The following is a 24,646-nucleotide window of genomic DNA, read 5'->3' as shown; positions in this document are numbered from 1 at the left end:
CTGGCGACGTGTTGAAGCACCTCCGATACGAAGCAAAGCTGATTACGTCGGGGAGGCGAAGAACAGGACCCGGATGAGGTGCGTGTAGTCGGATTCGAACACCATGATGGCCACGAACACCAGCACCAACACCGGCGGCAGCATGATGGCGTAGACCAGGGCCAGCCGCTCCCAGGCCATATGCATGAAGACGGCGACGATCAGGCCCGCCTTCAACATCATGAACAACAGGATCAGTGACCACCTGAGATAGCCGTGTAAGCCGAAGTAGTCGACGAGATACGAGCAGGCGCTGAGGACGAACAACCAGCCCCAGACCACGAGATAGAGCTTGATCGGATGCTGCTGGCCCTTTTCGTGCGCGGCTGGAGCTGCGATTGCATCATGCGCATGGGTTTGCAGCGAAGGTTGTTCTGCTTCCAGATGTACTGCCACGTTTGTCATGCGCCGACCTCACCAAAGATAAAAGAAGGCAAAGATGAACACCCACACGAGATCGACAAAGTGCCAGTAGAGGCCCATGATTTCGACGATCTCGTAGTGTCCCTTTCTGCTCGTGAAGAAGCCGCGCCTTGCGACGTCGAAGTCTCCCCGCCAGACCTTTCGCGCGATGGCGATCAGGAAAATCACGCCGAACGTCACGTGAGTGCCGTGGAATCCGGTGATCATGAAAAAGCTTGCGCCAAACTGCGGTGCGCCCCAGGGATTTTCCCAGGGCCGCACGCCTTCCGTGATCAGCTTGGTCCATTCGAAGGCCTGCATTCCGACGAACGTTGCGCCAAGTGCCGCTGTGACCAGCATCAAGACTGCGGTTTTGACGCGATCGCGTCGGTAGCCGAAATTGACGGCCATCGCCATCGTCCCGCTGCTGCTGATCAGGACGAAGGTCATGATGGCGATCAGGATAAGGGGGATATGGTGTCCGCCAATCGTGAGGGCGAACACCTCACTCGGATTCGGCCACGGCACGGTCGTGGACATTCGCGCCGTCATGTACGACAGCAGGAAGCAGCTAAAGATGAAGGTGTCGCTCAGGAGGAAGATCCACATCATGGCCTTCCCCCAAGAGACATTCTTGAAGGCGCGCTGATCCGACGACCAGTCGGCGGCGATACCCTTCCAGCCGGCAGTCTGCGCCGGCGTTTTTCCGGGGTTTGTCAGCACCGTCTCTGCCATCTGGTCTCTCCCTAGCTGAGCAGCCGGCGACAGATGTCGACGAATTCATCGGTCCAGCCCGTCAACAGACCAAGCAAGACCAGCCAGACCAACAGCAGGAAATGCCAGTAGATCGTGCAGAGCTCCACACTCAGGCGCACCTGGGGCATCTCAGCGCCGCGCCAAACCTTGGCAGTGGTTCTGCCGAGCGCCACCAGACCGCCCATCAGGTGCAGCCCGTGCGCCGCGGTGATCATGTAAAAGAAGGAATTGGCTGGATTGGACGCGATGAAATAGCCCGCGGCCCTTAGCTGTTGCCACGCCAGCAGTTGCCCAACCAGGAATGTTACGGCAGATGCTCCCCCTGCGCAAAGGCCGACGATTACACCGTCCATATTGTTTCTGCGCGCGGCCACGTATGCCCATTGCAGCGCGACGCTGCTCACGACCAGCACGCCGGTGTTGAACCACAGCAGCCCCGGCACGGGTAGCGCCCGCCAGTCGACCATGTTCATGCGCATGGAATAAGCGCTCATGAAAAGGGCGAACAACGAACTGGCGACCGCGAGAAACACTCCCAGTCCGATCTTCGCCGCCGGCAGGGTCATTGCTCCCGTGCCCGGGAAGTGATCGATCGAACCTTCTTCCAGCCAGGGTTTGGCTGTCAGCCGTTGCTGCGACAGCCACCATCCGATGATGACCGCTATCACCGCCATGAACAGGATGATGGCGCTCACGTCGCGGCTCCCTGGACGGCCCGTGTCGCCGGCGGCTGGTTCTGCGGAATGAAATCTTCCTTGGCACCTGGCACGCTGTAATCATACGCCCAGCGATAGACCACCGGGAGCTCCTTGCCCCAGTTGCCGTGCCCGGGCGGGGTCTCCGGCGTCTGCCACTCCAGTGTTGTCGCCCGCCATGGATTGCCTCCGGACGGACGGCCCTTGAAATAGCTCCAGACAAGATTGAACAGGAACACCATCTGGGCGAAGCCCACGATCAAAGCCACAACGGTGATAAAGGCGTTGAGCGTATGGACCGACGGCGTGATGAACGCCGCTTCGCCAAGGTCGTGATAACGGCGCGGGACTCCCTGCAGCCCGAGATAATGCATGGGGAAGAAGATCAGATAGGCACCGAGGAACGTGACCCAGAAATGAAACTTGCCCATCCAATCATCCAGCATCCGTCCCGTTACCTTGGGGTACCAATGATAGATCGCGCCCAGCACAACCATGATAGGCGCCACGCCCATCACCATGTGGAAATGCGCGACGACGAACATGGTATCTGAAAGCGGGACGTCGACGACGACGTTGCCGAGGAAGAGACCGGTGAGCCCGCCGTTCACGAACGTGATGATGAAGCCGAGGGCGAACAGCATCGGGACCGTGAGATGAATGTCACCGCGCCACAGGGTCAGCACCCAGTTGTAGACCTTGATGGCGGTCGGGATGGCGATGATGAGCGTCGTCGTGGCGAAGAAGAACCCGAAAGTCGGGTGCATGCCGCTCACATACATGTGGTGCGCCCATACGATGAAGCTGAGCGCGCCGATCGCCACGATCGCCCAAACCATCATGCGATAGCCGAAGATGTTCTTTCGCGCATGCGTGCTGATCAGATCGGAAACGATGCCGAAGGCGGGCAGGGCGACGATATAGACTTCAGGATGACCGAAGAACCAGAACAGGTGCTGGAACAGGATCGGGCTGCCGCCGCCATACTTCAACTGCTGACCCATCTCGACGAGCGCCGGCATGAAGAAACTGGTTCCGAGGAGACGGTCGAACAGCATCATGACGGAGGCGACGAACAGCGCCGGGAAGGCCAGCAGCGCCATGACGGTTGCCGTGAAGATGCCCCACACCGTCAGGGGCATGCGCATCAACGTCATGCCGCGCGTGCGCGCCTGCAGCACGGTCACCACGTAGTTCAGCCCACCCATGGTGAAGCCGATGATGAACAGGATCAGGGAGGTCAACATGAGAATGATGCCCCAATCCTGTCCTGGAGTGCCGGAGAGAATCGCCTGCGGTGGGTACAGCGTCCAGCCGGCGCCGGTCGGCCCGCCGGGCACGAAAAACGTCGAGGCCAGCACTAGGACTGCAAGCAGATAGACCCAGTAGCTCAGCATGTTCACATAGGGGAAGACCATGTCCCGGGCGCCGACCATCAGCGGGATCAGGTAGTTGCCGAAGCCTCCAAGGAACAACGCCGTGAGCAGGTAGATCACCATGATCATGCCGTGCATGGTGATGAACTGGAGGTATTGGTTCGCATCAATGAAGGAGAATGTGCCAGGAAATCCCAATTGCAGCCGCATCAGCCACGACAGCACCAAAGCCACTAGCCCGATTGCCGTCGCCGTCAGCGAGTACTGGATGGCGATGACTTTGGCGTCCTGCGAAAAGACGTACTGCGTCCACCAGCTTTTGGGGTGATAGAGCTCAACCTCCGGCACTTCGGCAGGCGGAACGTCTGCGATTCTGTCATACGGGACATCGACCATCGACTTACCTCCCGGTCGCTTCTTCCATCAGGGCGCGATCAGAGAGTCTTGCGCGCCCAATCTATCTTCTTCGAAGCAGCCTTTCTTATTTGCCGCCGGATTCGTACGTTGCCCTTTTAACGGCGCTTCGGCCCGACAATTCCGCAAACGTCTTCTGCTTCTCGAGCCAGGCCCGATAGTCGCTCTCTTCGTCGACGATGACTTTGGCGCGCATCTGCGCGTGGGCAGTGCCGCATAATTCGGCGCAGAGAACATCAAACGTTCCGGTTCGGATCGGGGTCATCCAGAAATAGGTGACCATGCCCGGGACCATGTCCATCTTGGCGCGGAACTCGGGCACATAGAAATCGTGCAGCACATCAAGGGAGCGAAGCAAAACCTTGACCGGCTTCCCGACGGGCAGGTGCAAGTCGTCACTTGCGATGACAACGTCGTCCTGCCCATGCTTATCGTCGGGGTTCAAGCCCATCGGGTTGTCGGAGCTGACGTAGCGAACATCGGTTGTACCCATCCGGCCGTCCTTGCCGGGGAGGCGGAAGCTCCAGTTCCATTGCTGGCCCATGACTTCGATTTCGGTGGCGTCTGCAGGAACCGTGACGAACTGGTGCCAGACCACCAGGCCGGGCGCCAACATGGCGCCAACGCCGATGGCGGTCCCTACTGTGAGCCACCATTCGAGCCTTTTGTTTTCGGGATTGTAGGCTGCCTGCCTTCCCTCCTTGTGATGGAAGCGGAAGACGCAATAGGCCATGAACGCGATGACCGCGAAGAAGACCGCCCCGGTAATCCAGAAGGTTATATTGATCGTGTCGTCAATGTAGCGCCAGTTGGTGGCGATCGGCGTCCACCACCACGGGCTGTAGATGTGAAACAGCACCGAGCCGACGGCGACCAGAAGCAGTACGATAGCGACAGCCATCCCTCATTCCTCCTTGCCATCAAAGGCAACGGAGACGAATCAAAGGGCGGAGCCCGCATCCCTCTCGATGGCTGACTTCACATGCGCCATCGCCGTGCGTCTTGCCTCGCCCACTTTGACCGGTCGCGATATCCAAACGTGGCACCGAGCACACGTTACGACCGGTTCCATTCAGATCCTTGGGCGTCAGAGAGGAGGATGGTACGCGTCGGCGCTTGCGTCAATAGATCACTTGAGCGTCAAGCGCGCTGCGCGGATGCCGCGAGCTGCCGAGCGTCGGCCAGCACAATCGGTTGATGACGCAGTGCGAAATGCCCGTGAACGTGCACAGTTCACCGAACCGTGAGCGCTGTCTGGGTCCCATAGCGCTAAGCTTGTTGGGCAGGTCGCGACAAGTTTCGTCCGGCTAAGCTCCTTCGTTGGACCAGGGTTTGCCGTACTCGGCTCGGTCGCGCTTCTCGCAGAGGGCGGACACGCGTGCCTGGAAAGCGCGTCGTTTCGCTGCCGCGACTTTCAGCACGGGAGGGTGCGTCCATGGCCACTGTGTATTCCGACAATATCTCAAAAGTTGCACGGCACGTATTCGGCGATGCCGCCACATATCCCGTTCGCAAAATCAATCTGTCCGACCTGCGCGAGGCGCTGCGCCTGGGCTGGGAAGACTTCAGTGCAATGCCAAGTCACGCGGTTGTCCTGTGTGTGATTTATCCCGTTCTCGGTATCTTTCTGTTCAGGCTGGTCCTTGGCTATTCAGTATTGCCGCTACTGTTTCCGCTGGCAGCCGGGTTTGCATTGATCGGACCCTTTGCCGCGATTGGTCTCTACGAGCTCAGCCGCCGCCGCGAGCGCGGCGAGGAAGTCGGCGCGTGGGATGCGTTTTCCGTGCTGCGCGCTCCGGCTTTCGGCGCCATGATCGAACTCGGCGTGCTCCTGCTAGTTCTGTTCGGGGCCTGGATCGGCGCAGCGAACGCAATCTACGTTGAGATCTTCGGCCACGCTCCGGCCGCGAGCATCCCTGACTTTGCAACGCGCGTGCTAACGACATCGGACGGATGGTCGCTCATCATCATTGGTTGCGGCGTCGGCTTCCTGTTCGCGGTCGTGGCGCTGTGCGTCAGTGTTGTGTCGTTTCCGTTGATGCTCGACCGCCATGCGACTGCAATCGACGCCATCCGCACGTCGCTGCGGGCGGTCATGATGAATCCGGTTGCCATGGCCGGGTGGGGGCTGATCGTCGCGGCGCTGCTGGTTGCCGGTTCGTTGCCGGTCTTCGTCGGTCTCGCCGTCGTTCTGCCGGTGCTCGGTCATGCCACCTGGCATCTGTACCGGAAAGTGGTGGAGCCGGATACCAACCCTCCGCAGCAAGAACCCCGCCTGCGGAAAGGACACCGCTACGCCGCGGACTTCCCGGCCAATCTCTTCCCGTGGAGCCGCGAGCGCTAGCGCGTAACGGTGAAATAGAACGGGGGATCGGGCCGCCGAGTGGCCGTCGCCCGTCGGGGGCCGCGCTGCGCGCGGCCACCCCAGGGTGAACGCGATCGCGTTCATACCGGGGTGACGGAGCACATTGATTCAAGCTTGCTCATCAGGGCTAGAAACTGGCCCCCGACACCAACAGAACTCCACCGAGGGCCATAAGGAGGATGCCCGGCCAATTCTCGCCAAGCCCCAAGAATCGCACGCTGCGCTGTGGCGGCTCCAACGTCTGGCGAACCGGTCCGGCGGAATCCCGGCCGCTAAGCGGTCCCCGCCAAATAGTGGTGCGCGCCATATACAGGAGTCCGCCGATAACGAGGAGCGCGCCAAGTCCCATCAGGACCATTACCGCCTCTCAAATTCGTCGCCCCGCAAGCGGTGGACTCAAGCATCCAGGCTCAAAAAGGTTCCCGCTAGCCGACCCGCCGAAACCGCAGATACGCCGCCACTCTTCCCTCGCGTTCGGCTTTGCGGCCGTAGCGCGTCATGGTGTAGCCGTCCCAGGGCTTTTGCCAGTCGGCGGCGCGCTCGGCGGTCCAGACAAAATCCGGCGAACGCATCAGATGCGCCAGCGTCCAGGCGCAGTAATCGTCGATGTCGCTGACGAAACGGAATTCACCGCCGTACTTGAGAATGCGCGCCATCGCCCTCACCGTTGCGTCCTGCACGAAGCGCCGCTTCCAGTGCCGCCGCTTCGGCCAGGGATCGGGATGGATCAGGTCGACCCGCGTCAGCGACCGCGGCGGCAGCCAGGCCAGCAATTCCGCAGCGTCGCCGGCATAGAGCCTGATATTGCCGATGTTGTGTGCCTCGATCTGCGTCAGGATCTTGGCCATGCCGTTCACATAAGGCTCGCAGCCGATGAACCCGATGTTTGGATAGGCCCGCGCTTCCGCGATCAGATGTTCGCCGCCGCCGAATCCGATCTCGAGCCTGACATCCGTAGGTTGGCCATCGAACAGATCGGCAAGCCGCTCCGGCGCAGGCGTTGCAATGTCGAGCGCGAGATGCGGCAGCAGTTTGTCGATCAGGTCGGCCTGGTGGATGCGGAGCTTGTGGCCCTTGCGGCGGCCGAAGAATGAGCCGCGCGCATGCGTAGCCGCGCCGTCATCGGGCGGGGTGCCGCGATCTTCCGTATCGTTCGGGGCGGATATCATCGCAGCGTCTGGTACAGCCGGAACAGCAGCCGCGCCCTCGGCTCGATCGAGGAGACGTACATCTGCTCGTAGTGGGTATGCGCGCCCCGGCCGTCGACGCCAAGGCCATCGAGGGTCGCGGTATGCCGCGCGGTGAAATTGCCGTCGGAGCCGCCGCCGGTCGAGGTGTCGACCAGATCAAAGCCGATCTCCGCCGCAATCGTCCTGGCATGCTCGTAAAGTGCAGCGCCGGCATTGCTCTTTTCGTAAGGCGGCCGATTCAGCTCGCCGATCACCTTGATCGTGACGCCATCGCTGCGCGATTTCAGATTGAGGATTCTGGCAACGAGCTCGTCGGAATCGGCCATCGTCGGCACACGCAAATCGACCTCGGCATATGCCTCTTCCGCGATCACGTTCGGCCTAGTGCCGCCGCGGACCACGCCGACATTGACGGTGATACCGCGTGCAAGGTCGTTCATCGCCTCCAGCGTTTGAATGACATGGCCGAGTTCGCGGATGGCGCTCCGGCCGTCCTCCGGCCGGGTGCCGGCATGCGAGGGCACGCCGTTGATGAAGACCTCGAAGCGACCAACGCCCTTGCGTCCGGTGACGACCTTTCCATCGTCACGCGCCGGTTCGGTAACCAGCACATATTTCGCCTTCCGTCCCTCGGCCTCGATCAGCGCGCGCGAGGTCGGGCTGCCGATCTCTTCGTCGGAGACATAGAGTTGGGTGATACCGAGCGGCGGCCGCGCACCGTCGGCGCAGACTTGCCGAAACGCATGGTAGGCGAGATAGGCGCCGCCCTTCATGTCGTAGATGCCCGGGCCGAATGCGCTGTCGCCCTCGATCCGGAATGGCAGCCGCTCGATGAATCCAAGCGGATGCACCGTGTCGAGATGGCTCAGCACCAGGATTCCCGGTGCGTCCTGCCCCCATGACGAGCGCGCCACCAGGTGATCGCCGCAGCCGGAGTGGCCGGCGATCCGCTCTACCGTCGCGGGCAGGCCGCGATAGCCTTGAGCGACGAGGTCGGCGAGCTTGTTGACGTGCTCAGGCGCTTCGCTCGGGCTCTCGATTTCGACCCAGCGGCGAATGCCCTCGAGGATTGGCGCGGAATCGAAGGGATTGGTTGTCGTCATGGCGTATCCGATACGGCGTCATGCCCAGATGCGCAATTGCACATCGTGGGCCCGCGCCAATGCAGGCGCGAAATGACTGCATATTCCGGAATACGAAATTCTCAAACCGGTGCGGGATAAAAATCAGCGCGGGTCCGGGCCGTCCCGCAACGCGATCTGCTCGACCAAGTCGACGATGGAGCGGCGCATTTTGGAATCGGTGATGCGCGTGAACGCGCGTGTCAGCGCCAGACCCTCTGACGTCGCGAGGAAATCGGACACGTAGGCCGGAGAGGCGCCGTCACCAAACCCATCCGTATTCGCTATACCGCTCGGCCCGCCATCGAACAGAAACGACACCGGCACCTGCAAAATCTCGGAGATCTGCTGCAGGCGGCTGGCGCCGACCCGGTTGGTGCCTTTTTCGTATTTCTGAACCTGCTGGAACGTGAGGCCGAGCGCTTCGCCGAGCTTTTCCTGACTCATGCCCAGCATGATGCGGCGCATCCGGACGCGGCTGCCGACATATTTGTCGACCGGATTGGGCGCTTTGGTGGACATCTGCATCACTCCTAGGATTGCGCGCCGGGAATGAGGCAGTGGAAATTCTATGCCTCAGGCGCGCCGGTACCGTCATATCCTGCTCGGAAGATCGGGTAGAATTGCGGACGATCTGAGCAACGGAAGTGACTGGTTGTCGTTTTTGGCTTGCAAGCGCAGAAAGCGAATCGCAGGCTGTCTGTCAACTGGTGGAACCGCGCACGCAGCGTTTTTAGTAAACCAGTGACAACTCGGTCATGTGCAAATCTCAGGCAGCGTGCTTCGCAACGCGGCGTCTGACGACGACCAACAAGGCTGCGGCCACAATCACGGCCGCCGGGATATCTCCAAGGCGAGCATAAACCGTCGGCGACAGCGCGAACGGCAGGCTGGCATCCAGCACGCCTTCGATGCCGAGGCCGAGCTGCGCCACAATTCGTCCCGAGGGATCGATCACCGCCGAGATGCCGGTGTTGGCGGCGCGCACCATCGGCAGACCTTCCTCGATCGCACGCAGCCGCGCCTGCTGCAGGTGCTGGTAGGGGCCGGTTGAATTTCCAAACCAGCCGTCATTGGTCAGGTTGACGATCCAGCCGGGGCGGTCGTCACGCGCTGCAACATTTCCGGGAAAAATCGCCTCATAACAAATCAACGGTAGCGCGCGCGGCGCATTCGGTATCTCCATCGCGCGGCGGCGCGTGCCCGGAATGAAGCCGCCGTGGACTTTTGTAAGCTGCACGAAGCCGAGCTTCTCCATCCATTCCTGAAACGGCAGATACTCGCCGAACGGCACCAGATGCAGCTTGTCGTAGACCGACAGCACACCACCGTCATGGTCGATCACATAGATCGAGTTATAGGCACGGGAGACGCGCACGCCGGGCGGGGTGTCCGGAGCGCGCACCGAGCCGGTTATCAGCACCGTACCCTTGGGCAGGAGCTCGGCGATCTGTGCCATCGCGTCGGCTTCGCGCGTCAGGAAAAACGGGAAAGCCGATTCCGGCCAAATCAGGATCTGCACGTCGCGCACGCCGGTGGACTGCGGGCCTGAAGCGCGGTCGGACAGAGCAAGGTATTTCTGCATCACCTCCGCTTTGGCGCCGTAGTTGAATTTGACGTCCTGCTGCAGGTTCGGCTGCATGATACGTAGCTTGACCTTGGTCAGGGCCGTCGGCTGCAGCGACAGCCGCACGGCGCCGTAAATTCCCATCGCCGCGAGCAGCAAGAGCGCCGCCACCGGCGCGATCCAGGGCTTGCGGCCGCGCGATGAACCGTCGATCAGCGCCGCCGGGCTGGCAAAGATCGCGACGCTGAGGAAGGTCATGCCCCACAGCCCGATCAGCGACGCCGCCTGCGCCAGCGCCAAGGGCTCCGACAGCGCGTAGCCGAAGGCATTCCAGGGAAATCCCGATAGCAGATAACTGCGCAGCCATTCGCTGACCGTGAGCCCGATCGCGAGCGCCAGAACCCGCGACGCATCCCGCGTCCAGATCAGCCGCGCCAGCGCAAAGCCGAGCGCCGGAAACAAGGCGAGATAGGCCGGCAGGCCGAGCACCGCGAACGGCATCAACCAGGCAAAGGTCGGCGCGTCGACCAGGAAGGCGTTGCCGATCCAGTAGAGCCCGGGGACGAAATAGCCGAGCCCGAACCAGAAGCCCGCCATCGCCGCCGCTGGCACCCCGCGCCATTTTCCGGCCGCCGCGCCGTCGATCAGCCAGACCACGACCGGAAACGTCACAAACAGCACCGGCCAGGCGTTGAACGGCGCCATCGAAAGAGCCGACATTGCGCCGGCGACGAGCGCGATCGCTGCGCGCTTCCAGCCCCAGGCCAGGATGATCGAAAGTCCCGCGACGCGGAATTTGCTGGTTGGGATCACTGCGAGCCGGCTCCATCGCCGGAGGCCGGCGGCGTATTGTCATTGGTCGGCGGCGCGCTGGCGTCGGGCGCGGCCTCGCGGCGGCTTCGCTCGCGCGTCGCGCGCGCCACGGGGCGTTCTTTCCGGATCCCGATCCGCAGCCGCTTGACCCGCCGCGGATCGGCATCGAGTACCTCGATCTCGAAATTGCCCGGACCGGCAATGACCTCGCCGCGCACGGGCAGCCGGCCGACCTGGGACACCAGATAGCCGCCGAGGGTAGCGACTTCCTCGCTCGCCTCGCCGGTCACGAATTCCTCGCCGATCATCTTGCGCGCATCCTCGAGGCTGGCGCGGGCATCCGCGATGAAGGCGTTATCTCCCTGGCGGACGATCGATGGCGGCTCATCGCTGTCGTGCTCGTCGTCGATTTCGCCGACGATCTGCTCGACGATGTCCTCGATCGAGACCAGCCCGTCGGTGCCGCCATATTCGTCCACCACCAGCGCCAAGTGGATGCGCGAGGCCTGCATCTGCGCCAGCAGATCGATCGCCCGCATTGACGGCGGCACGTACAGGAGCTTGCGGATGATGTTGGCCTCGGCCAGCGGCATTGCGAGGTCGACCGCCCGCAGGTCGAGCCCCGCCGGGAACGGCTTCTTGCGCTTGGGCTTGGCGGTATCGCCGAGGCGCGCTTTCGCGGTCATGAACGCCAGCAGGTCGCGGATGTGAACAATGCCTTCGGGGTCGTCGAGTGTTTCGTTGTAGACCACGAGCCGCGAATGCGCCGCGCTCTCGAACAGGCTCATTAATTCGCCGAGCGGAATATCTCGCTTGACCGCGATGATGTCGGCGCGATGCACCATCACGTCGGCGATGCGCCGCTCGTTGAGGCCGAGGATGTTGCGCAGCATGGTGCGCTCGATGGCGGAGAAGCCGGCATCGTCGGGGGTGGACGTATCGAGCACGACCTGAAGATCGGCGCGCACCGATCCTCCCCTCCAGCCGAACAGCGTGCGGATTGCCCGTATCAGCCAGCTCTCGGCGCTCGGACGCAGCACCTCGCCTTCCTGCACCACCACCGGCAAGTTGCGCATGTCGCGCGGGTTATCCTGTATAGGGTCGGAGTCCGGCATTTCAGTCCATCCGCTCCCGGTCCGCATACGGATCGGGAATGCCGAGCTGCGCGAGAATCTCCCGTTCGAGACCCTCCATGGCTTCGGCGTCGTCGTCCTTCTCGTGGTCGTACCCGATCAAATGCAGGAACCCGTGAACCGCAAGATGGCTGAGGTGATGATCGAACGGCTTTTCTTCCTCATCGGCCTCTTTCCGGGTGGTCTCATAGGCGATGGCGATATCACCGAGCATACGCGGCGCGTCCGCAGGCGCACCCGCGGCCGGCTGCAGCGCCGGAAACGACAGCACGTTGGTGGGATTGTCGATGCCGCGCCAGTTGCTGTTCAGCGTGCGGATTCCGGCATCGTCGGTCAGCATGACCGCAAGTTCCGTATCGCCGACGTCGGCATCGGCGATTTCGGCCGCCGCATTAATGGCGCGATGGATCACCGCCTCGGCCTCCGGCTCGGTCTGCCAGCAATCGGCGACGACGAGAACTTCGGTGAGGGGAAGGACGGAGGACACGAGCGTTCCAGCGGTTTGCATTGCAATGTTGGGGTTGCGGCCCCGGCCTGCCGGCGGCAGGTCCGGGCGCGAAGAGTTTGCGGTCAAGATTTTCCGGTTGCCGGTTTTTGCGGCAATCCCTCATAGGCGGCGACGATCCGCGCCACGAGTTCATGGCGGATGACGTCTTCCGCGGTGAATTTCACCTGCGCAATGCCTTCGACGTTGTCGAGCAGCTTGCAGGCCTCGGCAAGCCCCGAAGCCTGTCCGTTCGGCAGGTCGACCTGCGATGGATCGCCGGTGACGATCATCCGGCTGTTCTCGCCGAGCCGGGTCAAGAACATCTTCATCTGCATCGACGTGGTGTTCTGCGCTTCGTCGAGGATGATCACGGCGTTGGTCAGGGTGCGGCCGCGCATGAAGGCCAGCGGCGCGATCTCGATTTCTCCGCCCTGCAATGCACGTTCCACCACTCGCGCGTCCATCAGGTCGTACAGCGCGTCGTAGATCGGCCTCAAGTAAGGATCGACTTTTTCGCGCAAGTCTCCGGGCAGAAAGCCGAGCCGCTCGCCGGCCTCGACCGCAGGCCGCGAAAGGATGATGCGATCGACTTCCTTGCGTTCGAACAATTGCGCGGCATGCGCCACCGCAAGCCAGGTCTTGCCTGTGCCCGCCGGGCCGATGCCGAACACCAATTCGTGGCGTTTCAGCGCGCGGATGTAGGAATCCTGCGCCGCGGTGCGGGCGCGCACCGGACGCTTGCGCAGGTTGATGGTCTCGAACGAGGGCTTTGCGGTCTTGGCGTCGAACTCGAACAGCGAGCCCTGCGAGAGGACGGCGCGGATCGCGCCTTCGACTTCGCCCTGCGAGAGGTCGTGGCCTTGCACGGCCTGTGAATAGAGCGTCTCCAGCACGCGCCGTGCGGCGTCGCAGCCGTCACGCGAGCCGGCGATGGTGATATGGTTGCCGCGGGAATCGACCACAACGCTGAGCCGCCGTTCGACCAGCGCCAGGTTCTGGCCGTAAGGGCCGACGAGGGCAGAAGCGGCGCGGTTGTCGTCGAAATCGATGACGACCTGGGTCTCGGGCGGAATTTGCATGTCGCGATCAAATTTGCGGCTGGGAGCGAGCGAAGATGAATCCGATGCGCTTTTTGGCAAGGGTTCAGGCTCCCCGAATTTCTTGAGAAGATCTGGTCATGTATGAAAGCACTGAGGCTCCGGCCCGCGTGGAGCGGCCAGCGAGTTCGCCGAGCAGGCTGTAACGCTCCAGGCTCTCGATCCTGACCGGCAGCACCTGTCCGATGATGTCGGACGAGGCAAACACATGCGCGGGCTGAAGATAGGCGGTGCGGCCGACGATCTGGCCAGGATTGCGGGCCGCGCGTTCGAACAGCACATCGACGGTGTTGCCAATCATGGCCCTGTTGAAGGCCGATTGCTGACTGTCGATCAATTCCTGGAGCCGCACCAATCGCTCGTCCATTTCAGCCGCTGACACCGTCTCCCGCATGTCCGCCGCCGGCGTGCCGGGCCGCGGCGAATATTTGAACGAATAAGCCGCAGCGTATCCGATTTGTGCGACAAGCGCGAGGGTCGCGGCAAATTCTCCCTCGGTTTCGCCCGGAAAACCGACGATAAAATCCGATGAAAATGCAATATCTTGGCGCGCTGAGCGAAAACGGTCGATGACGCGGCGGTAGTCATCGGCGGTATGCCTGCGGTTCATGGCGGCAAGAATCCGGTCGGAGCCGGACTGCACCGGAAGATGGACGAACGGCATCAGGCCTACGAGATCGCGATGCGCTGCAATGAGCGAATCGTCGACGTCGCGGGGGTGGCTGGTCGAATAGCGCAGCCGCACGATGCCCTCGATTTCCGCCAGGCGATGCAACAATCTGCCGAGCGGCCAGGTCCGGCCATCGGGGCCCTCGCCGTGATAGGCGTTGACGTTCTGCCCGATCAGGGTGATCTCGCGCACCCCATTATCGGCCAGCCGCTTCACGTCGTCGACAATCTTTGCGACCGGGCGCGAGACTTCCGCGCCGCGCGTATAGGGCACCACGCAGAAGGTGCAGAACTTGTCGCACCCTTCCTGCACGGTGACGAAAGCGGAGATGCCGCGCGCGCGGATCGCATCCGGTTTTGGGGCGGGGAGAAAACCGAATTTGTCCTCGACTGGAAATTCGGTTTCCAGCGCGCGACCTTCGCTCTTCGCGCGCGCCAGTAGCTGCGGCAAGTGGTGGTAGCTTTGCGGCCCGACCACGACGTCAACCGTCGGCGCGCGGCGGATGATCTCTTCGCCCTCGGCTTGCGCGACGCAGCCGGCAACCGCAATGCGCATCTCGCGCCCGTTGCGTGCCGCCTCGTCCTTGGCGACGCGCAGCCGGCCGAGTTCGGAGTAGACCTTTTCGGACGCCTTTTCCCTGATGTGGCAGGTGTTGAGGATCACCAGATCCGCATCGTCAGCGCTTTCAGTCTCGACAAAGCCCTCGCCCGCCAGCGTATCCACCATGCGTTGTGCATCGTAGACGTTCATCTGGCAGCCATAGGACTTGATGTGCAGCTTGCGCGACGGCTTCATGGAACCTTGGGTGTTGGGCTTGAATGGGCGCCAAATCCGGGCGCGGGGCTTAAGTATAGGCTAAAGGGCCGGAAATCCAGCGTGATAGGCGGCAATTTCGGGGCAAGGAGGGCCGGCAAACCCACCACCCACGCTGGTATGGCCAGCCCGATTACCGTCGAAGCAAAAGCGGCGGTGCTCGCCCGGCTTACGCGCCACCACGAAAGCCAACGAATCGAGAGTAGTGATCCGGGAATTGCAAGTTTTGCGCACCAGGCAAACTGATGCTCACTTGATTCCCAGGACGTCCTTGAGTTCTGCCGCTTTCTTCATGCACCCTTGTTCGTCGCCAGCCACTGACATCTTGCGGGCTTCGGCCATCAGTTGGTTGGCATGTTCGGCGCTCTGGGTGCTGCTCTTTCTAGTGACTTGCTCCTGATGCGGTGAAGTGGGCTGCACGGCCGCTGCCGTTGATCCCGTGGTTTCAGGCTCAGCGCTCTTTTGTTTACCGGCCAGAACCTCCTCTTGGTGCTTGGTCCCCGGCATTCCCGATTCGCTCGCGCCCGTTCCCGCGGCAACGATGTTCGGTTCGAGCGCCTTCAGTTCCTGGTTACAATCAGCAAACGCCGGCGACGCGAGGATAAGGGCGAATGCTGCGGTCACTATGCGTGTAGACATCTGAACCTCCTGCTTGAGGTTGTCTCTCGCTCAAAATGAGGGATACAGGAAAACGTCCGCAGATATTCAGTGGTTCCTTACATACCGAAGGTGTCGGTGAAGATCCTGCTTTATGAAGCAAAGCAGACATTGACCGATTCTCATTACACAGCCCGGTTCGGTGTTGCCTTAATCCCGATCTTCTCAATAAGCCCGGGTAATTGCCGCATATCGTCGAAAACAGCGACGACTCCGGCATCGCGCAGCCTGTCCCCATAGCCGGGGCGGCAATGGCTGCCGCCGTGAAAACCGAGCACGGTCATGCCAGCGGCGCGGCCGCCAGTGACGCCGGGAACACTGTCCTCGATCACGACGCAGCGTTCCGGCGCGACGTTCATCTGTTCGGCCGCGAACAGAAACAGGTCCGGTGCGGGTTTGCCGTTAGAGACCTGCGAGGCCGAAAAAATATTCGGCGCAAACCGATCATAGAGCCTGGTGCGGCCTAGGCTAATTTGCATGCGTTGATGCGAGCCGCTCGATGCCACACAGACCGGCTGGGTGATGGCATCGAGCGCGGTATGAATGTGCGGTATCGCTTCCAGATCGGCTTCGAACGTCCGGTACAGCTCATCCCGCAATTGCAGATGAAAATCGTCGGGCAGAGCGCGGCCGAGTTCGGCCTCAACTTCGAGGTTGGCTTGACGTGCCGAGCGGCCGAGGAATCGGTGAAACACCTGCTCCGACGTGATCGGATAGCCGTGGCGGCTGAGAATTTCCGCATGCGCACGGCACGAAATGACCTCGCTGTCGACCAGCACGCCGTCGCAGTCGAAGATGACCAGATCGAAGTTCGGGTTCACGTTGGCACGCGATCAGGATTTGTCGTCGTCGAGCGGCACGCAATAAAGCTCCAGCCGGTGGTCGACCAGTTTGTAGCCGAGCTTGCGGGCGATCTCGGCCTGCAATTTCTCGATCTCCTCGGAGGTGAACTCGATCACCTTGCCGTCGCGCAGATTGATCAGGTGATCGTGGTGACTGTCAGGCATCTGCTCGTAGCGCGCGCGGCCCTCGCGGAAATCGTGCCGCTCGATAATGCCGGCATCCTCGAACAGCTTGACGGTGCGATATACCGTCGAGATCGAGATCTTGTCGTCGACCGCGACACAGCGCCGGTAAAGCTCCTCGACATCCGGATGGTCGGCCGATTCCGCAAGCACACGCGCGATCACCCGGCGCTGTTCGGTCATGCGCATGCCGGTGGCGGCGCAGCGAGCCTCGATGCCGGTATTTTTTTGCGCAGACGGGGATTTCAGTACGGGCATGACTTTGGGGCCTTGAAGAGCAGGTCTGGGCTGTTGTGCCACCCTGCGCATATTACGACAAGTCACGCCGCATCAGAAGCGCATTCAATTGCTCCCCGCCCGGCTGCTGATAGTAGCGTTCCCGGCGGCCGACGACCTCGAAGCCGGCCCATTCGTACAGCCGTCGCGCCGGCTGATTATTTTCTTCGACCTCGAGGAACACCTTGCGCACGCCGCGGCCGGCGAGATGGCCGAGATGCGTCAGCAACAGGTTGCGTGACAGACCACGGCCACGCTCAGTCGCGTCGATGGCGATCGACAATAGCTCCGCCTCGTCGGCCGCCATGCGCGACACCGCAAAGCCGATGATCTTGCGTCCGAGCCTGAGACGATGCACGAGCGTGTTGCGCTCGGTCAGCATCACCTCGAATTCGCCTTCGCCCCAGCCGCGGTGAAACGATGCGCCGTGCAGTTGCGCCAAACGTGCCGCGTCGCGTGGAATGGCCGGTTCGATCACCGAAGTGCCGCCGCCCCACCATTCGGTCAACCATGTCATCATGATGCCGGCGGCTGCGATGCGTCGGTCAGCGGACTTTTCGGCGGCTTGGCGTCAGGCGCGCGCAGATAATAGGGCCGTGCCGGTGAGCTCTCGGGATTGACCGCGGCGCCCAGCCACGCCACCCAAGCGATGTCGGGCGCGGCCTGCTGATTGATTTTGAAAGGCTGCGACGCATCGGTCGGCCAGCGCTCGGCCAGAATGTTGGCCGCATTGCCGACCAGATGCGGCGTGCCGAAGCGCGCCACATCGAGCGCTTCGGCGATCGGCGCCACCTTCGGCTTGACCAGCGAACTGCCGTCGCCGCCCAGCACCTGGAAATAGACGTGATCATGCCGCGCATCGATCGCGGCGATGACGGGATGTTCGCTGCTCTCGCTGACGATGGGGGCGGCAAACACGGTCAATGTCGTTACGCCCACCACCGGTTTGCCGGCGGCGAGGGCAATGCCGCGGGCGGCGGACAGGCCGACACGCAATCCGGTAAAGCTGCCCGGACCGGTCGTCGCGGCGACGCGGTCGAGCGCGGCAAAGGCAACGCCGGACGCCTTCATGACGCGCGCGATCAGCGGCATCAGCGCCTCTGCATGACCGCGCTTCATCGCCTGCGATTCCCGGGCAATCACACCGCCCGCGCCGGTGTCGAGCACGGCCGCGGCGCAGGCATCGAGCGCGGTATCGATGGAAAGGATCAGCATGAGGGGGCGAATAGCGAATGGTGAGTGGCGAATAGACTATCGATATCCGTCTCTATTCGCCACTCGCTACTCGCCATTCGCGTCCCCTTACATCGGCCGGACTTCGACCACGTCAGGCACGAAATGCCTCAACAGATTCTGGATGCCGTGCTGCAACGTCGCCGTCGAGGACGGGCAGCCGGCGCAGGAGCCCTTCATGTTGAGATATACGACGCCATCCTTGAAGCCGCGGAAGGTGATGTCGCCGCCGTCATTGGCCACTGCCGGCCGCACCCGCGTCTCGATGAGGTCCTTGATGGTCGCGACCGTATCGGCATCGGCCTCGTTGAAGAACTCGCCGTCCTCGTCCGCCGCCTCGTCATTGCCGGCGGTGCCGTCGGCGAGCAGCGGCGCGCCGGACATGTAATGCTCCATGATGGCGCCGAGGATCGCGGGCTTGAGGTGCTGCCAATCGCCGTCCGACTTGGTCACGGTGACGAAATCGTAGCCGTAAAACACGCCGGACACGCCTGATACGCCGAACAGTCGCTCCGCAAGCGGCGACCGGGCGGCGGCTTCGCGGCTGGAAAATTCCATCGTGCCGGTGTCGAGCACGGTGCGGCCAGGTATGAATTTCAGGGTGGCGGGATTGGGCGTGGCTTCGGTCTGAATGAACATTGGTTTTCTCCGGCGTCGCCGGTTCAAGGCCGGCGCGTGGGTGTCCCATAGCAGATGGCGACCGCCGGCGCACGGTCAAGAGGAGAAATCAGAAATTCTCTAACCAGATCAAGCCCTAAGACAGCCCGTCGATCTCGGAATCGCTGAGATCGCCGGGGACGATGACGACAGGAATCGGGAACGAGCCGGCGGCCTGGGCCATCATGCTGATCAGCGGCCCCGGCCCCTCGGGACCCGGATTGGCCGCCAGCACCAGCATCGAGATATCGACGTCCTTGTCGATCACGTCGAGAATCTGGGTGGTGGGATCGCCCTCGCGAATCACCCGTTCGGGCGTGATCGCGGCGATGCCGTTGGCGCGGCCGGAGGCGCGGTCGAGCGCCTCATTGGCGGCGTCCTCGGCCTCGGCGCGCATCAGGTCGGCGACACCCAGCCATTGCTGGTTCTGGTCTTCGATCGCGATGATTCGCAGCATCACCACGCCGCCGCCGACGCGCACCGCCCAGCGGCTGGCGTAATACACCGCGCGGTCCCATTCCGCGGTGTCGTCAACGATGACAAGGCATTTCGGTTTGTGACCCGTCTCGTAGCTTCGTCGCTGGGTGGTCATGCATTTCCCGGTGCTGCGCCAAACCGACGCATGCTGCCACGGCGCAGCCGCTCTCGACAAGCGGCGACGCTGTTGCAACGCAATGGCCATAGCGTTTTCGAGCGACGTGGGTACCGGTTCACGTGAAGAAAACGCATCAAAACGAGAATCTCTAGCTCTTTCGGATGAAACCAACGATGTCCCGCGTCGCCCGCATGGTTTCGTCGGCGAGGACGCGCGCGCGGTCGGCGCCGTCGACCAGGATCTTGTCGACATGGCCGGGATCGGCGACCAGCCGCTTCATCTCAGAGGCGATCGGCGAGAGTTTTGCCACGCAAAGTTCCACCAGCGCATTCTTGAAGCTGGAGAACTGCCCGCCGCCGAATTCACGCAGCACGTCGGATTTGCTGCGCTCGGCCAGCGCCGCATAGATGCCGACGAGATTGTCGGCCTCGGGCCGGTTCTCCAGCCCCTTTTCCTCCGACGGCAACGGTTCCGGATCGGTCTTGGCTTTCCGGATCTTTTGCGCGATCAGGTCGGCGTCGTCGGTCAGGTTGATGCGCGAATTGTCCGAGGCGTCCGACTTCGACATTTTCTTGGTGCCGTCGCGAAGCGACATCACGCGCGTTGCCGGGCCGGTGATAAAGGGCTCGGGCTGCGGAAAGAACAGGCCGTCGTTGAAGCCGTGGCCGCGTATAGACTCGCCGAAATCATTGTTGAACTTCTGCGCGATGTCCCGCGAGAGCTCCAGATGCTGCTTCTGGTCCTCGCCGACCGGCACATGGGTGGCGCGGTACAGCAGAATGTCGGCCGCCATCAGCACCGGATAATCGTAGAGACCCACGGAGGCGTTCTCGCGGTCCTTGCCGGCCTTCTCCTTGAACTGCGTCATGCGGCTGAGCCAGCCGATCCGCGCCACGCAATTGAAGATCCAGGTCAGCTCGGCGTGGCCGGCGACCTGGCTCTGGTTGAACACGATGTGCTTGTTCGGATCGATGCCGGCAGCGATGAAGGCCGCCGTGACCTCGCGGGTGTTGCGGGCCAGCTCCGCCGGGCCGCCCCAGACGTCCATGCCCATCGTGATCGCGTGCATGTCGACGACGCAATAGATGCAGTTATGGGTTTCCTGCATCTTCACGAAGTTGACGATCGCGCCGAGGTAATTGCCGAGATGCAGATTGCCGGTCGGCTGGACGCCCGAAAAAACCCGTTCAACAAAAGCCATTTGTCAGCTTCCCCAAGGATCCTGTTTCGGATGCCTGTTTCGCGCCGTCGTTTGCCACGCAGGGGCTATCAGCGCAAGCCGCTACCCTTTGTTTGCCTGACGGCGTTAACCGCGTCGCGCCAGCCGATGACGCCGAAAAGCCTTAAGAGCAGGCCGTAAATCGCAATTCCTGCCAAGATCACGACCAGCAGCAGGATGGCCTGCACGAGGCCGTGTGCGCTCGAGGTGAGGGAAGGCAGCGACCGCGTCGCAAGCCACAGCAACGCGCCCATGGCGAGCGCCGCCAGCGCGATGCGCGGCAACCGCCGTTTTGCTTCCCTATCGATCGAAAACCCGAAGACTTTCGCGCCGCCGCGGATCAGGCTGAATGCCATGCTCCAGGCGCCAACAGCAATGGCCGCCGCGATGCCCTCAGTGCCGTACCAATGGCTGAACAGGAAGGCAGAAGCGATCGCCAGCACCACGCCTTTCAGCGCGGCGGTCAGCGGCGTCATCGTATCCTCGCGTGCAAAGAACGCCGGCGACAGCGCCTTGACCAGCACATGCGCCGGCAACGCCAGCGTCAGCCACATCAGCGCGCGGGCGGTGGCTGTGGTGTCATCGGCGGTGAACGCGCCATGCTCGAACAACAGCCGAACGATCGGCTCGCTCAGCACGATCAGGCCGAGCGTTGCGGGCAGCGCGAGGCCAACCGCGAGCTCGAGGCCGCGGGATTCGGCGTGAGCAACGGCAGCGCGGTCCTCAGCCCGCACCGCGCGCGTCAGTTCCGGGATCAACACCGTGCCCATCGCGACACCGACAATGCCGAGCGGCAGTTCGACCAGCCGGTTGGCGAAATAGAGCCACGACACCGCCGACGGCGACGAGGACGCGATGATCGCGCCGGCCACGACAAGCAATTGCGGCGCGCTCGATGCCATCATGCCCGGCACAGCCTTGCCGAGAAAGCCGCGGATCTCCTTGTCGAACGAGACGCGGAAGGGTGTCGCGATGTTCTCGCCACGGCGCAGCACCAGCACGGAGAGCTGCAACAGCCCGGCGATGCCGACGGTTGCGGCGATGATCTGCGCGGACCGCGTGGCATCCGGCTGCACGACCAGCAGCACGGCCATCACTGCGATCAGCGCGATGTTGAACAGCAGCGGCGAAAACGCGGTCAGCGCAAATCTCCCCTGTGCGTTCAGCAGCGCCATCATCACCGTCACCGGACCGGCAAAGGCGAGATAGGGCAGCATCAGCCGCGCATTGTCGACGGCGAGCCGCAAGCTCTCGCGCCCCGTAAATCCCGGCGCCAGCACGGTGATGACGAGCGGCATGACGAGCGCCAGCAGCGCCGTGGCAACGATCAACACAGCCGTGATCGTGCCGAGCACGCGGCCGGCATATGCCGCCGCAGCCGCCACGCCGCCGGCCTCTCGGACGCGCAGCCATGAAGGCACCAGCGCTGCGTTCAGTCCGCCCTCGGTCAGCAGCCTTCGCACCACATTGACGAGCTGAAACGCCGCCAGGAACGCATCCGCCACAGACCCCGCGCCAAGCAGCGCGGCGAGCGCCGAATCACGCACGAATCCGAGCAGCCGCGAGGCCAGCGTTCCCGAGGATACCGTGAGGAAAGAGCGGATCATGGGAGGCGTGTATAGCAGCGAGAAGCAAGGAAACACTACCAGCCATCATGCTGGCGCTTGGTTCTCCCTCTCCCCGTCCTTTCACGGGGAGAGGGTTGGGGTGAGGGGCTCCATCCGCGAAAAGAGCTCTATCGATGGACCTGTACCCCCTCACCCGGAATTCAAGCTGCGCTTGAATTCCGACCTCTCCCCGCAAGCGGGGCGAGTTGCCGGAGCCGCTTCACTTGCTGGCGCTACGCCGATCTGGTAGCCCGAGCCTCATCGCAACGCCGTAAACAGGACGGATGGATGACTGACGCAAAATACGACGTTCTCGCTATCGGCAATGCGATTTTCGACGTCTTCGCACAAACCGATGAGAAATTCCTGGCCGACCACGGCATGACCAAAGGCGGCATGGCGCTGATCGACGAGGCCCGCGCCACCTCGATCTACCGCGACATGGGGCCGGCGACGGAGGTGTCGGGCGGATCGGCCGCCAACACCATTGTCGGCATCGCCAATTTCGGCGCCCGTGCCGCCTATGTCGGCAAGGTCAAGAGCGACCAGATCGGCGGCCTCTACACCCACGACATCCGTGCCGCTGGCGTCGCCTTCGAAACCAAAGCCGCGTCCGACGGCCCCGCGACTGGCTGCTCCTACATTCTGGTGACGCCGGACGGCGAGCGCACCATGAACACCTATCTCGGCGCCGCGCAGGCCCTTAATCCATCCGACATCGACGAGGCGCAGATTGCGGCCTCCCGCATCGTCTATCTCGAAGGCTATCTCTGGGATCCCCAAAACGCCAAGGAAGCCTTCGTCAAGGCCGCGGGCATCGCCCATGGCGCCGGCCGACAGGTGGCGCTGACGCTGTCGGACTCGTTCTGCGTCGATCGCTACCGTGACGAGTTTCTCGACCTGATGCGTAAGCGCACGGTCGATCTCGTGTTCGCCAACGAGGCCGAACTGCATTCGCTGTACCAGACCTCCGATTTCGACGGCGCACTGAAGCAGCTCCGCACCGACACAAAACTCGCCGTCGTCACCCGCAGCGAGAAGGGCTGCGTCGTGGTGTCGTCCGATGGTATGGTTGCGGCGCCGGCGTTCCCGATCGAAAAGCTCGTCGACACCACCGGCGCCGGCGACCTGTTCGCTGCCGGTTTCCTGTTCGGGCTTGTGCGTGAGGCGAGCCATGAAACGTGCGGCCGGCTGGGCGCGCTGGCAGCAGCCGAGGTGATCCAGCATATCGGGGCACGGCCGCAGGTGTCGCTGAAGGAGCTGGCGGGGCAGAACGGGTTGGGGGTGTAGGCCACGGCCGCTCCACCCGTCATGGCCGGGCTTGACCCGCCGTCCACGTCTTTCTTCAGTGAGGGCGTGCAAGTCGTGGATGTCTGCAAGACCTAGCCGGTACGGATATCGCCCCGACGAGCTGGTCCGCGGGCTTCCGATCAAGCGCAGAGCGCTTGGCCTCCCTCAATTGGATTCTTCCTGCCGACTACAAGTTCGATCGGGGCGAGGCCAACGAGCGGTGAATGCGTTCGGGCCTGTGCGCCGGCTCGCGGCAACATCGCCTCAGCACTGATTTGCCCTCTCGCGCAAATCAAAAGTCGCCCCTCCCGCAAAAATAATTCGCTTCACGATTGACCCAAATCAGTCCTACAACTTGCGCCATCCCGTCCCACTTCAGAGGGGCGTTTCGCGATCGTCACTAAACGCGGGGCGGGGTGCGGTGGACGCGGCAGCGTCGGGCGCGCAAACGTCGTCGCAGGGCGGGCTCTTGTGAGTCCGTGAGCGAAGGGACGGCACGCAGACGACCGATGCTAAAGCGCTTCTCGCCGGACTTCGGCGGATGGGTACCAAGCCCGTCGAGGCCTCTGGCAAGAGCGTGTCGCGTACGGCCAAGTCGTGTGGTCCTGGCACCCGTGGCTGGTGTCAAGTCCGCGGAGGATGTGCCGGCCCGACCGGGCCAGCTCCATCCATCAATCCGCGGATGATGGTGGCTAAAGGAATTCGCACACCAGGGAGAGCGCGAAGTACGCCGTAAAACCATTGCGCAGGGAAGGCCGGATGCTCTCCGCTGGACCTGTATGCTCGTGTGCGCGTTCTTTTTGCGCAATTGCACACGAGACCGCGGGTGCAGCGCGCACCCGGTCTTCCCTGCGCCCTCTGTTTTCTGGGGCGCGAAAGATAAGGGCAAAGCTCGGGCGGAACGCGCCGCGAGATCGCGAAAGCATGTCAGTAGATGAATGCGAATCGATCTCAGCCGTCATTGCGAGGAGCGACAGCGACGAAGCAATCCACCTTTCCGCATATGCGGCACGATGGATTGCTTCGCTTCGCTCGCAATGACGTTGCGGTGGCAGAAATGATCGAGCCGAGAAGCCGCGGCGTACTGGATGTCCCGCCTTCGCGGGGCATGACACGCGTGGGGGAGGTGAGGGCGTACCACGCGACGAA

The 24,646-nt window shown here is 62.6% G+C and carries 24 protein-coding genes; 2 read left to right on the top strand and 22 right to left on the bottom strand.

Annotation, left to right across the window (positions count from 1 at the left end):
- Window positions 1-42: 42 nt before the first annotated feature.
- The 5 genes from CQ13_RS20980 to CQ13_RS20960 all read right to left on the bottom strand — a co-directional run bounded on the left by CQ13_RS20980 (window position 43) and on the right by CQ13_RS20960 (window position 4,583).
- On the bottom strand, window positions 43-444 hold the full coding sequence (locus tag CQ13_RS20980) for a cytochrome C oxidase subunit IV family protein (RefSeq protein WP_057844728.1): 402 nt from the start codon (window positions 442-444) through the stop codon (window positions 43-45).
- Between the two features lie 9 nt (window positions 445-453).
- A complete protein-coding gene (locus tag CQ13_RS20975; RefSeq protein ID WP_057844727.1) occupies window positions 454-1,176 on the bottom strand; it encodes a heme-copper oxidase subunit III family protein in 723 nt (240 codons plus the stop codon).
- A gap of 11 nt (window positions 1,177-1,187) precedes the next feature.
- Window positions 1,188-1,892, bottom strand: coding sequence for a cytochrome c oxidase subunit 3 (locus CQ13_RS20970; RefSeq protein ID WP_057844726.1), 705 nt, complete (start codon window positions 1,890-1,892; stop codon window positions 1,188-1,190).
- On the bottom strand, window positions 1,889-3,664 hold the full coding sequence (locus CQ13_RS20965; protein WP_057844725.1) for a cbb3-type cytochrome c oxidase subunit I: 1,776 nt from the start codon (window positions 3,662-3,664) through the stop codon (window positions 1,889-1,891). Before CQ13_RS20965 ends, CQ13_RS20970 begins: the two co-directional genes overlap by 4 nt.
- 85 nt (window positions 3,665-3,749) lie before the next feature.
- Entirely contained in the window at window positions 3,750-4,583 is an 834-nt protein-coding gene (locus tag CQ13_RS20960; protein ID WP_057844724.1) for a cytochrome c oxidase subunit II, read from the bottom strand.
- A gap of 534 nt (window positions 4,584-5,117) precedes the next feature.
- Between CQ13_RS20960 and CQ13_RS20955 the strand changes: the two genes are divergently transcribed.
- The gene (locus CQ13_RS20955) at window positions 5,118-6,026 is read left to right on the top strand and encodes a DUF2189 domain-containing protein (protein ID WP_057844723.1); all 909 of its coding nucleotides are present in this window, start codon (window positions 5,118-5,120) and stop codon (window positions 6,024-6,026) included.
- Window positions 6,027-6,472: 446 nt separating this feature from the next.
- Here CQ13_RS20955 and trmB read toward each other — a convergent pair whose 3' ends face one another.
- From trmB to murJ, 17 genes are all read right to left on the bottom strand, one after another.
- A complete protein-coding gene (gene trmB, locus CQ13_RS20945) occupies window positions 6,473-7,216 on the bottom strand; it encodes a tRNA (guanosine(46)-N7)-methyltransferase TrmB (protein WP_057844721.1) in 744 nt (247 codons plus the stop codon).
- Window positions 7,213-8,340 (bottom strand): M20 family metallopeptidase, encoded by a 1,128-nt coding sequence (locus CQ13_RS20940; RefSeq protein WP_057844720.1) that lies wholly within the window; start codon window positions 8,338-8,340, stop codon window positions 7,213-7,215. The genes trmB and CQ13_RS20940 overlap by 4 nt, the downstream gene beginning before the upstream one ends.
- A gap of 123 nt (window positions 8,341-8,463) precedes the next feature.
- Window positions 8,464-8,880, bottom strand: a complete 417-nt coding sequence (locus tag CQ13_RS20935; RefSeq protein WP_057844871.1) for a helix-turn-helix domain-containing protein — start codon at window positions 8,878-8,880, stop codon at window positions 8,464-8,466.
- 247 nt (window positions 8,881-9,127) lie between these two features.
- The gene (gene lnt / locus CQ13_RS20930; RefSeq protein ID WP_057844719.1) at window positions 9,128-10,738 is read right to left on the bottom strand and encodes an apolipoprotein N-acyltransferase; all 1,611 of its coding nucleotides are present in this window, start codon (window positions 10,736-10,738) and stop codon (window positions 9,128-9,130) included.
- Window positions 10,735-11,853 (bottom strand): hemolysin family protein, encoded by a 1,119-nt coding sequence (locus CQ13_RS20925; RefSeq protein ID WP_057844718.1) that lies wholly within the window; start codon window positions 11,851-11,853, stop codon window positions 10,735-10,737. Before CQ13_RS20925 ends, lnt begins: the two co-directional genes overlap by 4 nt.
- A gap of 1 nt (window position 11,854) precedes the next feature.
- Complete coding sequence (ybeY, locus tag CQ13_RS20920) at window positions 11,855-12,358, bottom strand: rRNA maturation RNase YbeY (protein WP_430649703.1); 504 nt, start codon at window positions 12,356-12,358, stop codon at window positions 11,855-11,857.
- 83 nt (window positions 12,359-12,441) lie between these two features.
- Window positions 12,442-13,497 (bottom strand): PhoH family protein, encoded by a 1,056-nt coding sequence (locus tag CQ13_RS20915; protein ID WP_082637560.1) that lies wholly within the window; start codon window positions 13,495-13,497, stop codon window positions 12,442-12,444.
- Window positions 13,498-13,501: 4 nt separating this feature from the next.
- Window positions 13,502-14,920: a tRNA (N6-isopentenyl adenosine(37)-C2)-methylthiotransferase MiaB gene (gene miaB, locus CQ13_RS20910; RefSeq protein WP_057844716.1), complete on the bottom strand. Its 1,419-nt coding sequence runs from the start codon at window positions 14,918-14,920 to the stop codon at window positions 13,502-13,504.
- A gap of 267 nt (window positions 14,921-15,187) precedes the next feature.
- Window positions 15,188-15,577 (bottom strand): hypothetical protein, encoded by a 390-nt coding sequence (locus tag CQ13_RS20905; RefSeq protein WP_057844715.1) that lies wholly within the window; start codon window positions 15,575-15,577, stop codon window positions 15,188-15,190.
- Window positions 15,578-15,720: 143 nt separating this feature from the next.
- Window positions 15,721-16,416 carry an HAD family hydrolase gene (locus CQ13_RS20900; RefSeq protein WP_057844714.1) on the bottom strand — a complete coding sequence of 232 codons (696 nt, stop codon included), beginning with the start codon at window positions 16,414-16,416 and terminating at the stop codon, window positions 15,721-15,723.
- A 12-nt stretch (window positions 16,417-16,428) separates the two neighbouring features.
- Window positions 16,429-16,878 carry a Fur family transcriptional regulator gene (locus CQ13_RS20895; RefSeq protein WP_028347833.1) on the bottom strand — a complete coding sequence of 150 codons (450 nt, stop codon included), beginning with the start codon at window positions 16,876-16,878 and terminating at the stop codon, window positions 16,429-16,431.
- A gap of 52 nt (window positions 16,879-16,930) precedes the next feature.
- Window positions 16,931-17,416 (bottom strand): ribosomal protein S18-alanine N-acetyltransferase, encoded by a 486-nt coding sequence (gene rimI, locus CQ13_RS20890; RefSeq protein ID WP_057844713.1) that lies wholly within the window; start codon window positions 17,414-17,416, stop codon window positions 16,931-16,933.
- Window positions 17,413-18,111 carry a tRNA (adenosine(37)-N6)-threonylcarbamoyltransferase complex dimerization subunit type 1 TsaB gene (gene tsaB / locus CQ13_RS20885; RefSeq protein ID WP_057844712.1) on the bottom strand — a complete coding sequence of 233 codons (699 nt, stop codon included), beginning with the start codon at window positions 18,109-18,111 and terminating at the stop codon, window positions 17,413-17,415. Before tsaB ends, rimI begins: the two co-directional genes overlap by 4 nt.
- A gap of 87 nt (window positions 18,112-18,198) precedes the next feature.
- A complete protein-coding gene (locus CQ13_RS20880; protein ID WP_057844711.1) occupies window positions 18,199-18,768 on the bottom strand; it encodes a NifU family protein in 570 nt (189 codons plus the stop codon).
- A gap of 115 nt (window positions 18,769-18,883) precedes the next feature.
- Complete coding sequence (locus tag CQ13_RS20875; protein ID WP_057844710.1) at window positions 18,884-19,378, bottom strand: universal stress protein; 495 nt, start codon at window positions 19,376-19,378, stop codon at window positions 18,884-18,886.
- Between the two features lie 151 nt (window positions 19,379-19,529).
- On the bottom strand, window positions 19,530-20,582 hold the full coding sequence (gene trpS, locus CQ13_RS20870) for a tryptophan--tRNA ligase (RefSeq protein WP_057844709.1): 1,053 nt from the start codon (window positions 20,580-20,582) through the stop codon (window positions 19,530-19,532).
- A gap of 68 nt (window positions 20,583-20,650) precedes the next feature.
- On the bottom strand, window positions 20,651-22,207 hold the full coding sequence (gene murJ / locus CQ13_RS20865; RefSeq protein WP_057844708.1) for a murein biosynthesis integral membrane protein MurJ: 1,557 nt from the start codon (window positions 22,205-22,207) through the stop codon (window positions 20,651-20,653).
- A gap of 288 nt (window positions 22,208-22,495) precedes the next feature.
- On the opposite strand from murJ, the gene CQ13_RS20860 reads away from it, so the two are divergent.
- Window positions 22,496-23,497 (top strand): adenosine kinase, encoded by a 1,002-nt coding sequence (locus CQ13_RS20860; protein WP_057844707.1) that lies wholly within the window; start codon window positions 22,496-22,498, stop codon window positions 23,495-23,497.
- Window positions 23,498-24,646: the final 1,149 nt, after the last annotated feature.

This window comes from Bradyrhizobium retamae (assembly GCF_001440415.1).
Classification (GTDB): Bacteria; Pseudomonadota; Alphaproteobacteria; order Rhizobiales; family Xanthobacteraceae; genus Bradyrhizobium; species Bradyrhizobium retamae.
This window is presented reverse-complemented; position numbering and strand designations above follow the sequence as displayed.

Coding starts and splice junctions, on each gene's coding strand:
- CQ13_RS20980 (WP_057844728.1), bottom strand. CDS start 444: ATGACAAACGTGGCAGTACATCTGGAAGCAGAACAACCTTCGCTGCAA.
- CQ13_RS20975 (WP_057844727.1), bottom strand. CDS start 1,176: ATGGCAGAGACGGTGCTGACAAACCCCGGAAAAACGCCGGCGCAGACT.
- CQ13_RS20965 (WP_057844725.1), bottom strand. CDS start 3,664: ATGGTCGATGTCCCGTATGACAGAATCGCAGACGTTCCGCCTGCCGAA.
- CQ13_RS20960 (WP_057844724.1), bottom strand. CDS start 4,583: ATGGCTGTCGCTATCGTACTGCTTCTGGTCGCCGTCGGCTCGGTGCTG.
- CQ13_RS20955 (WP_057844723.1), top strand. CDS start 5,118: ATGGCCACTGTGTATTCCGACAATATCTCAAAAGTTGCACGGCACGTA.
- trmB (WP_057844721.1), bottom strand. CDS start 7,216: ATGATATCCGCCCCGAACGATACGGAAGATCGCGGCACCCCGCCCGAT.
- CQ13_RS20940 (WP_057844720.1), bottom strand. CDS start 8,340: ATGACGACAACCAATCCCTTCGATTCCGCGCCAATCCTCGAGGGCATT.
- CQ13_RS20935 (WP_057844871.1), bottom strand. CDS start 8,880: ATGTCCACCAAAGCGCCCAATCCGGTCGACAAATATGTCGGCAGCCGC.
- CQ13_RS20925 (WP_057844718.1), bottom strand. CDS start 11,853: ATGCCGGACTCCGACCCTATACAGGATAACCCGCGCGACATGCGCAAC.
- miaB (WP_057844716.1), bottom strand. CDS start 14,920: ATGAAGCCGTCGCGCAAGCTGCACATCAAGTCCTATGGCTGCCAGATG.
- CQ13_RS20905 (WP_057844715.1), bottom strand. CDS start 15,577: ATGTCTACACGCATAGTGACCGCAGCATTCGCCCTTATCCTCGCGTCG.
- CQ13_RS20895 (WP_028347833.1), bottom strand. CDS start 16,878: ATGCCCGTACTGAAATCCCCGTCTGCGCAAAAAAATACCGGCATCGAG.
- rimI (WP_057844713.1), bottom strand. CDS start 17,416: ATGATGACATGGTTGACCGAATGGTGGGGCGGCGGCACTTCGGTGATC.
- tsaB (WP_057844712.1), bottom strand. CDS start 18,111: ATGCTGATCCTTTCCATCGATACCGCGCTCGATGCCTGCGCCGCGGCC.
- CQ13_RS20880 (WP_057844711.1), bottom strand. CDS start 18,768: ATGTTCATTCAGACCGAAGCCACGCCCAATCCCGCCACCCTGAAATTC.
- CQ13_RS20875 (WP_057844710.1), bottom strand. CDS start 19,378: ATGACCACCCAGCGACGAAGCTACGAGACGGGTCACAAACCGAAATGC.
- trpS (WP_057844709.1), bottom strand. CDS start 20,582: ATGGCTTTTGTTGAACGGGTTTTTTCGGGCGTCCAGCCGACCGGCAAT.
- murJ (WP_057844708.1), bottom strand. CDS start 22,207: ATGATCCGCTCTTTCCTCACGGTATCCTCGGGAACGCTGGCCTCGCGG.
- CQ13_RS20860 (WP_057844707.1), top strand. CDS start 22,496: ATGACTGACGCAAAATACGACGTTCTCGCTATCGGCAATGCGATTTTC.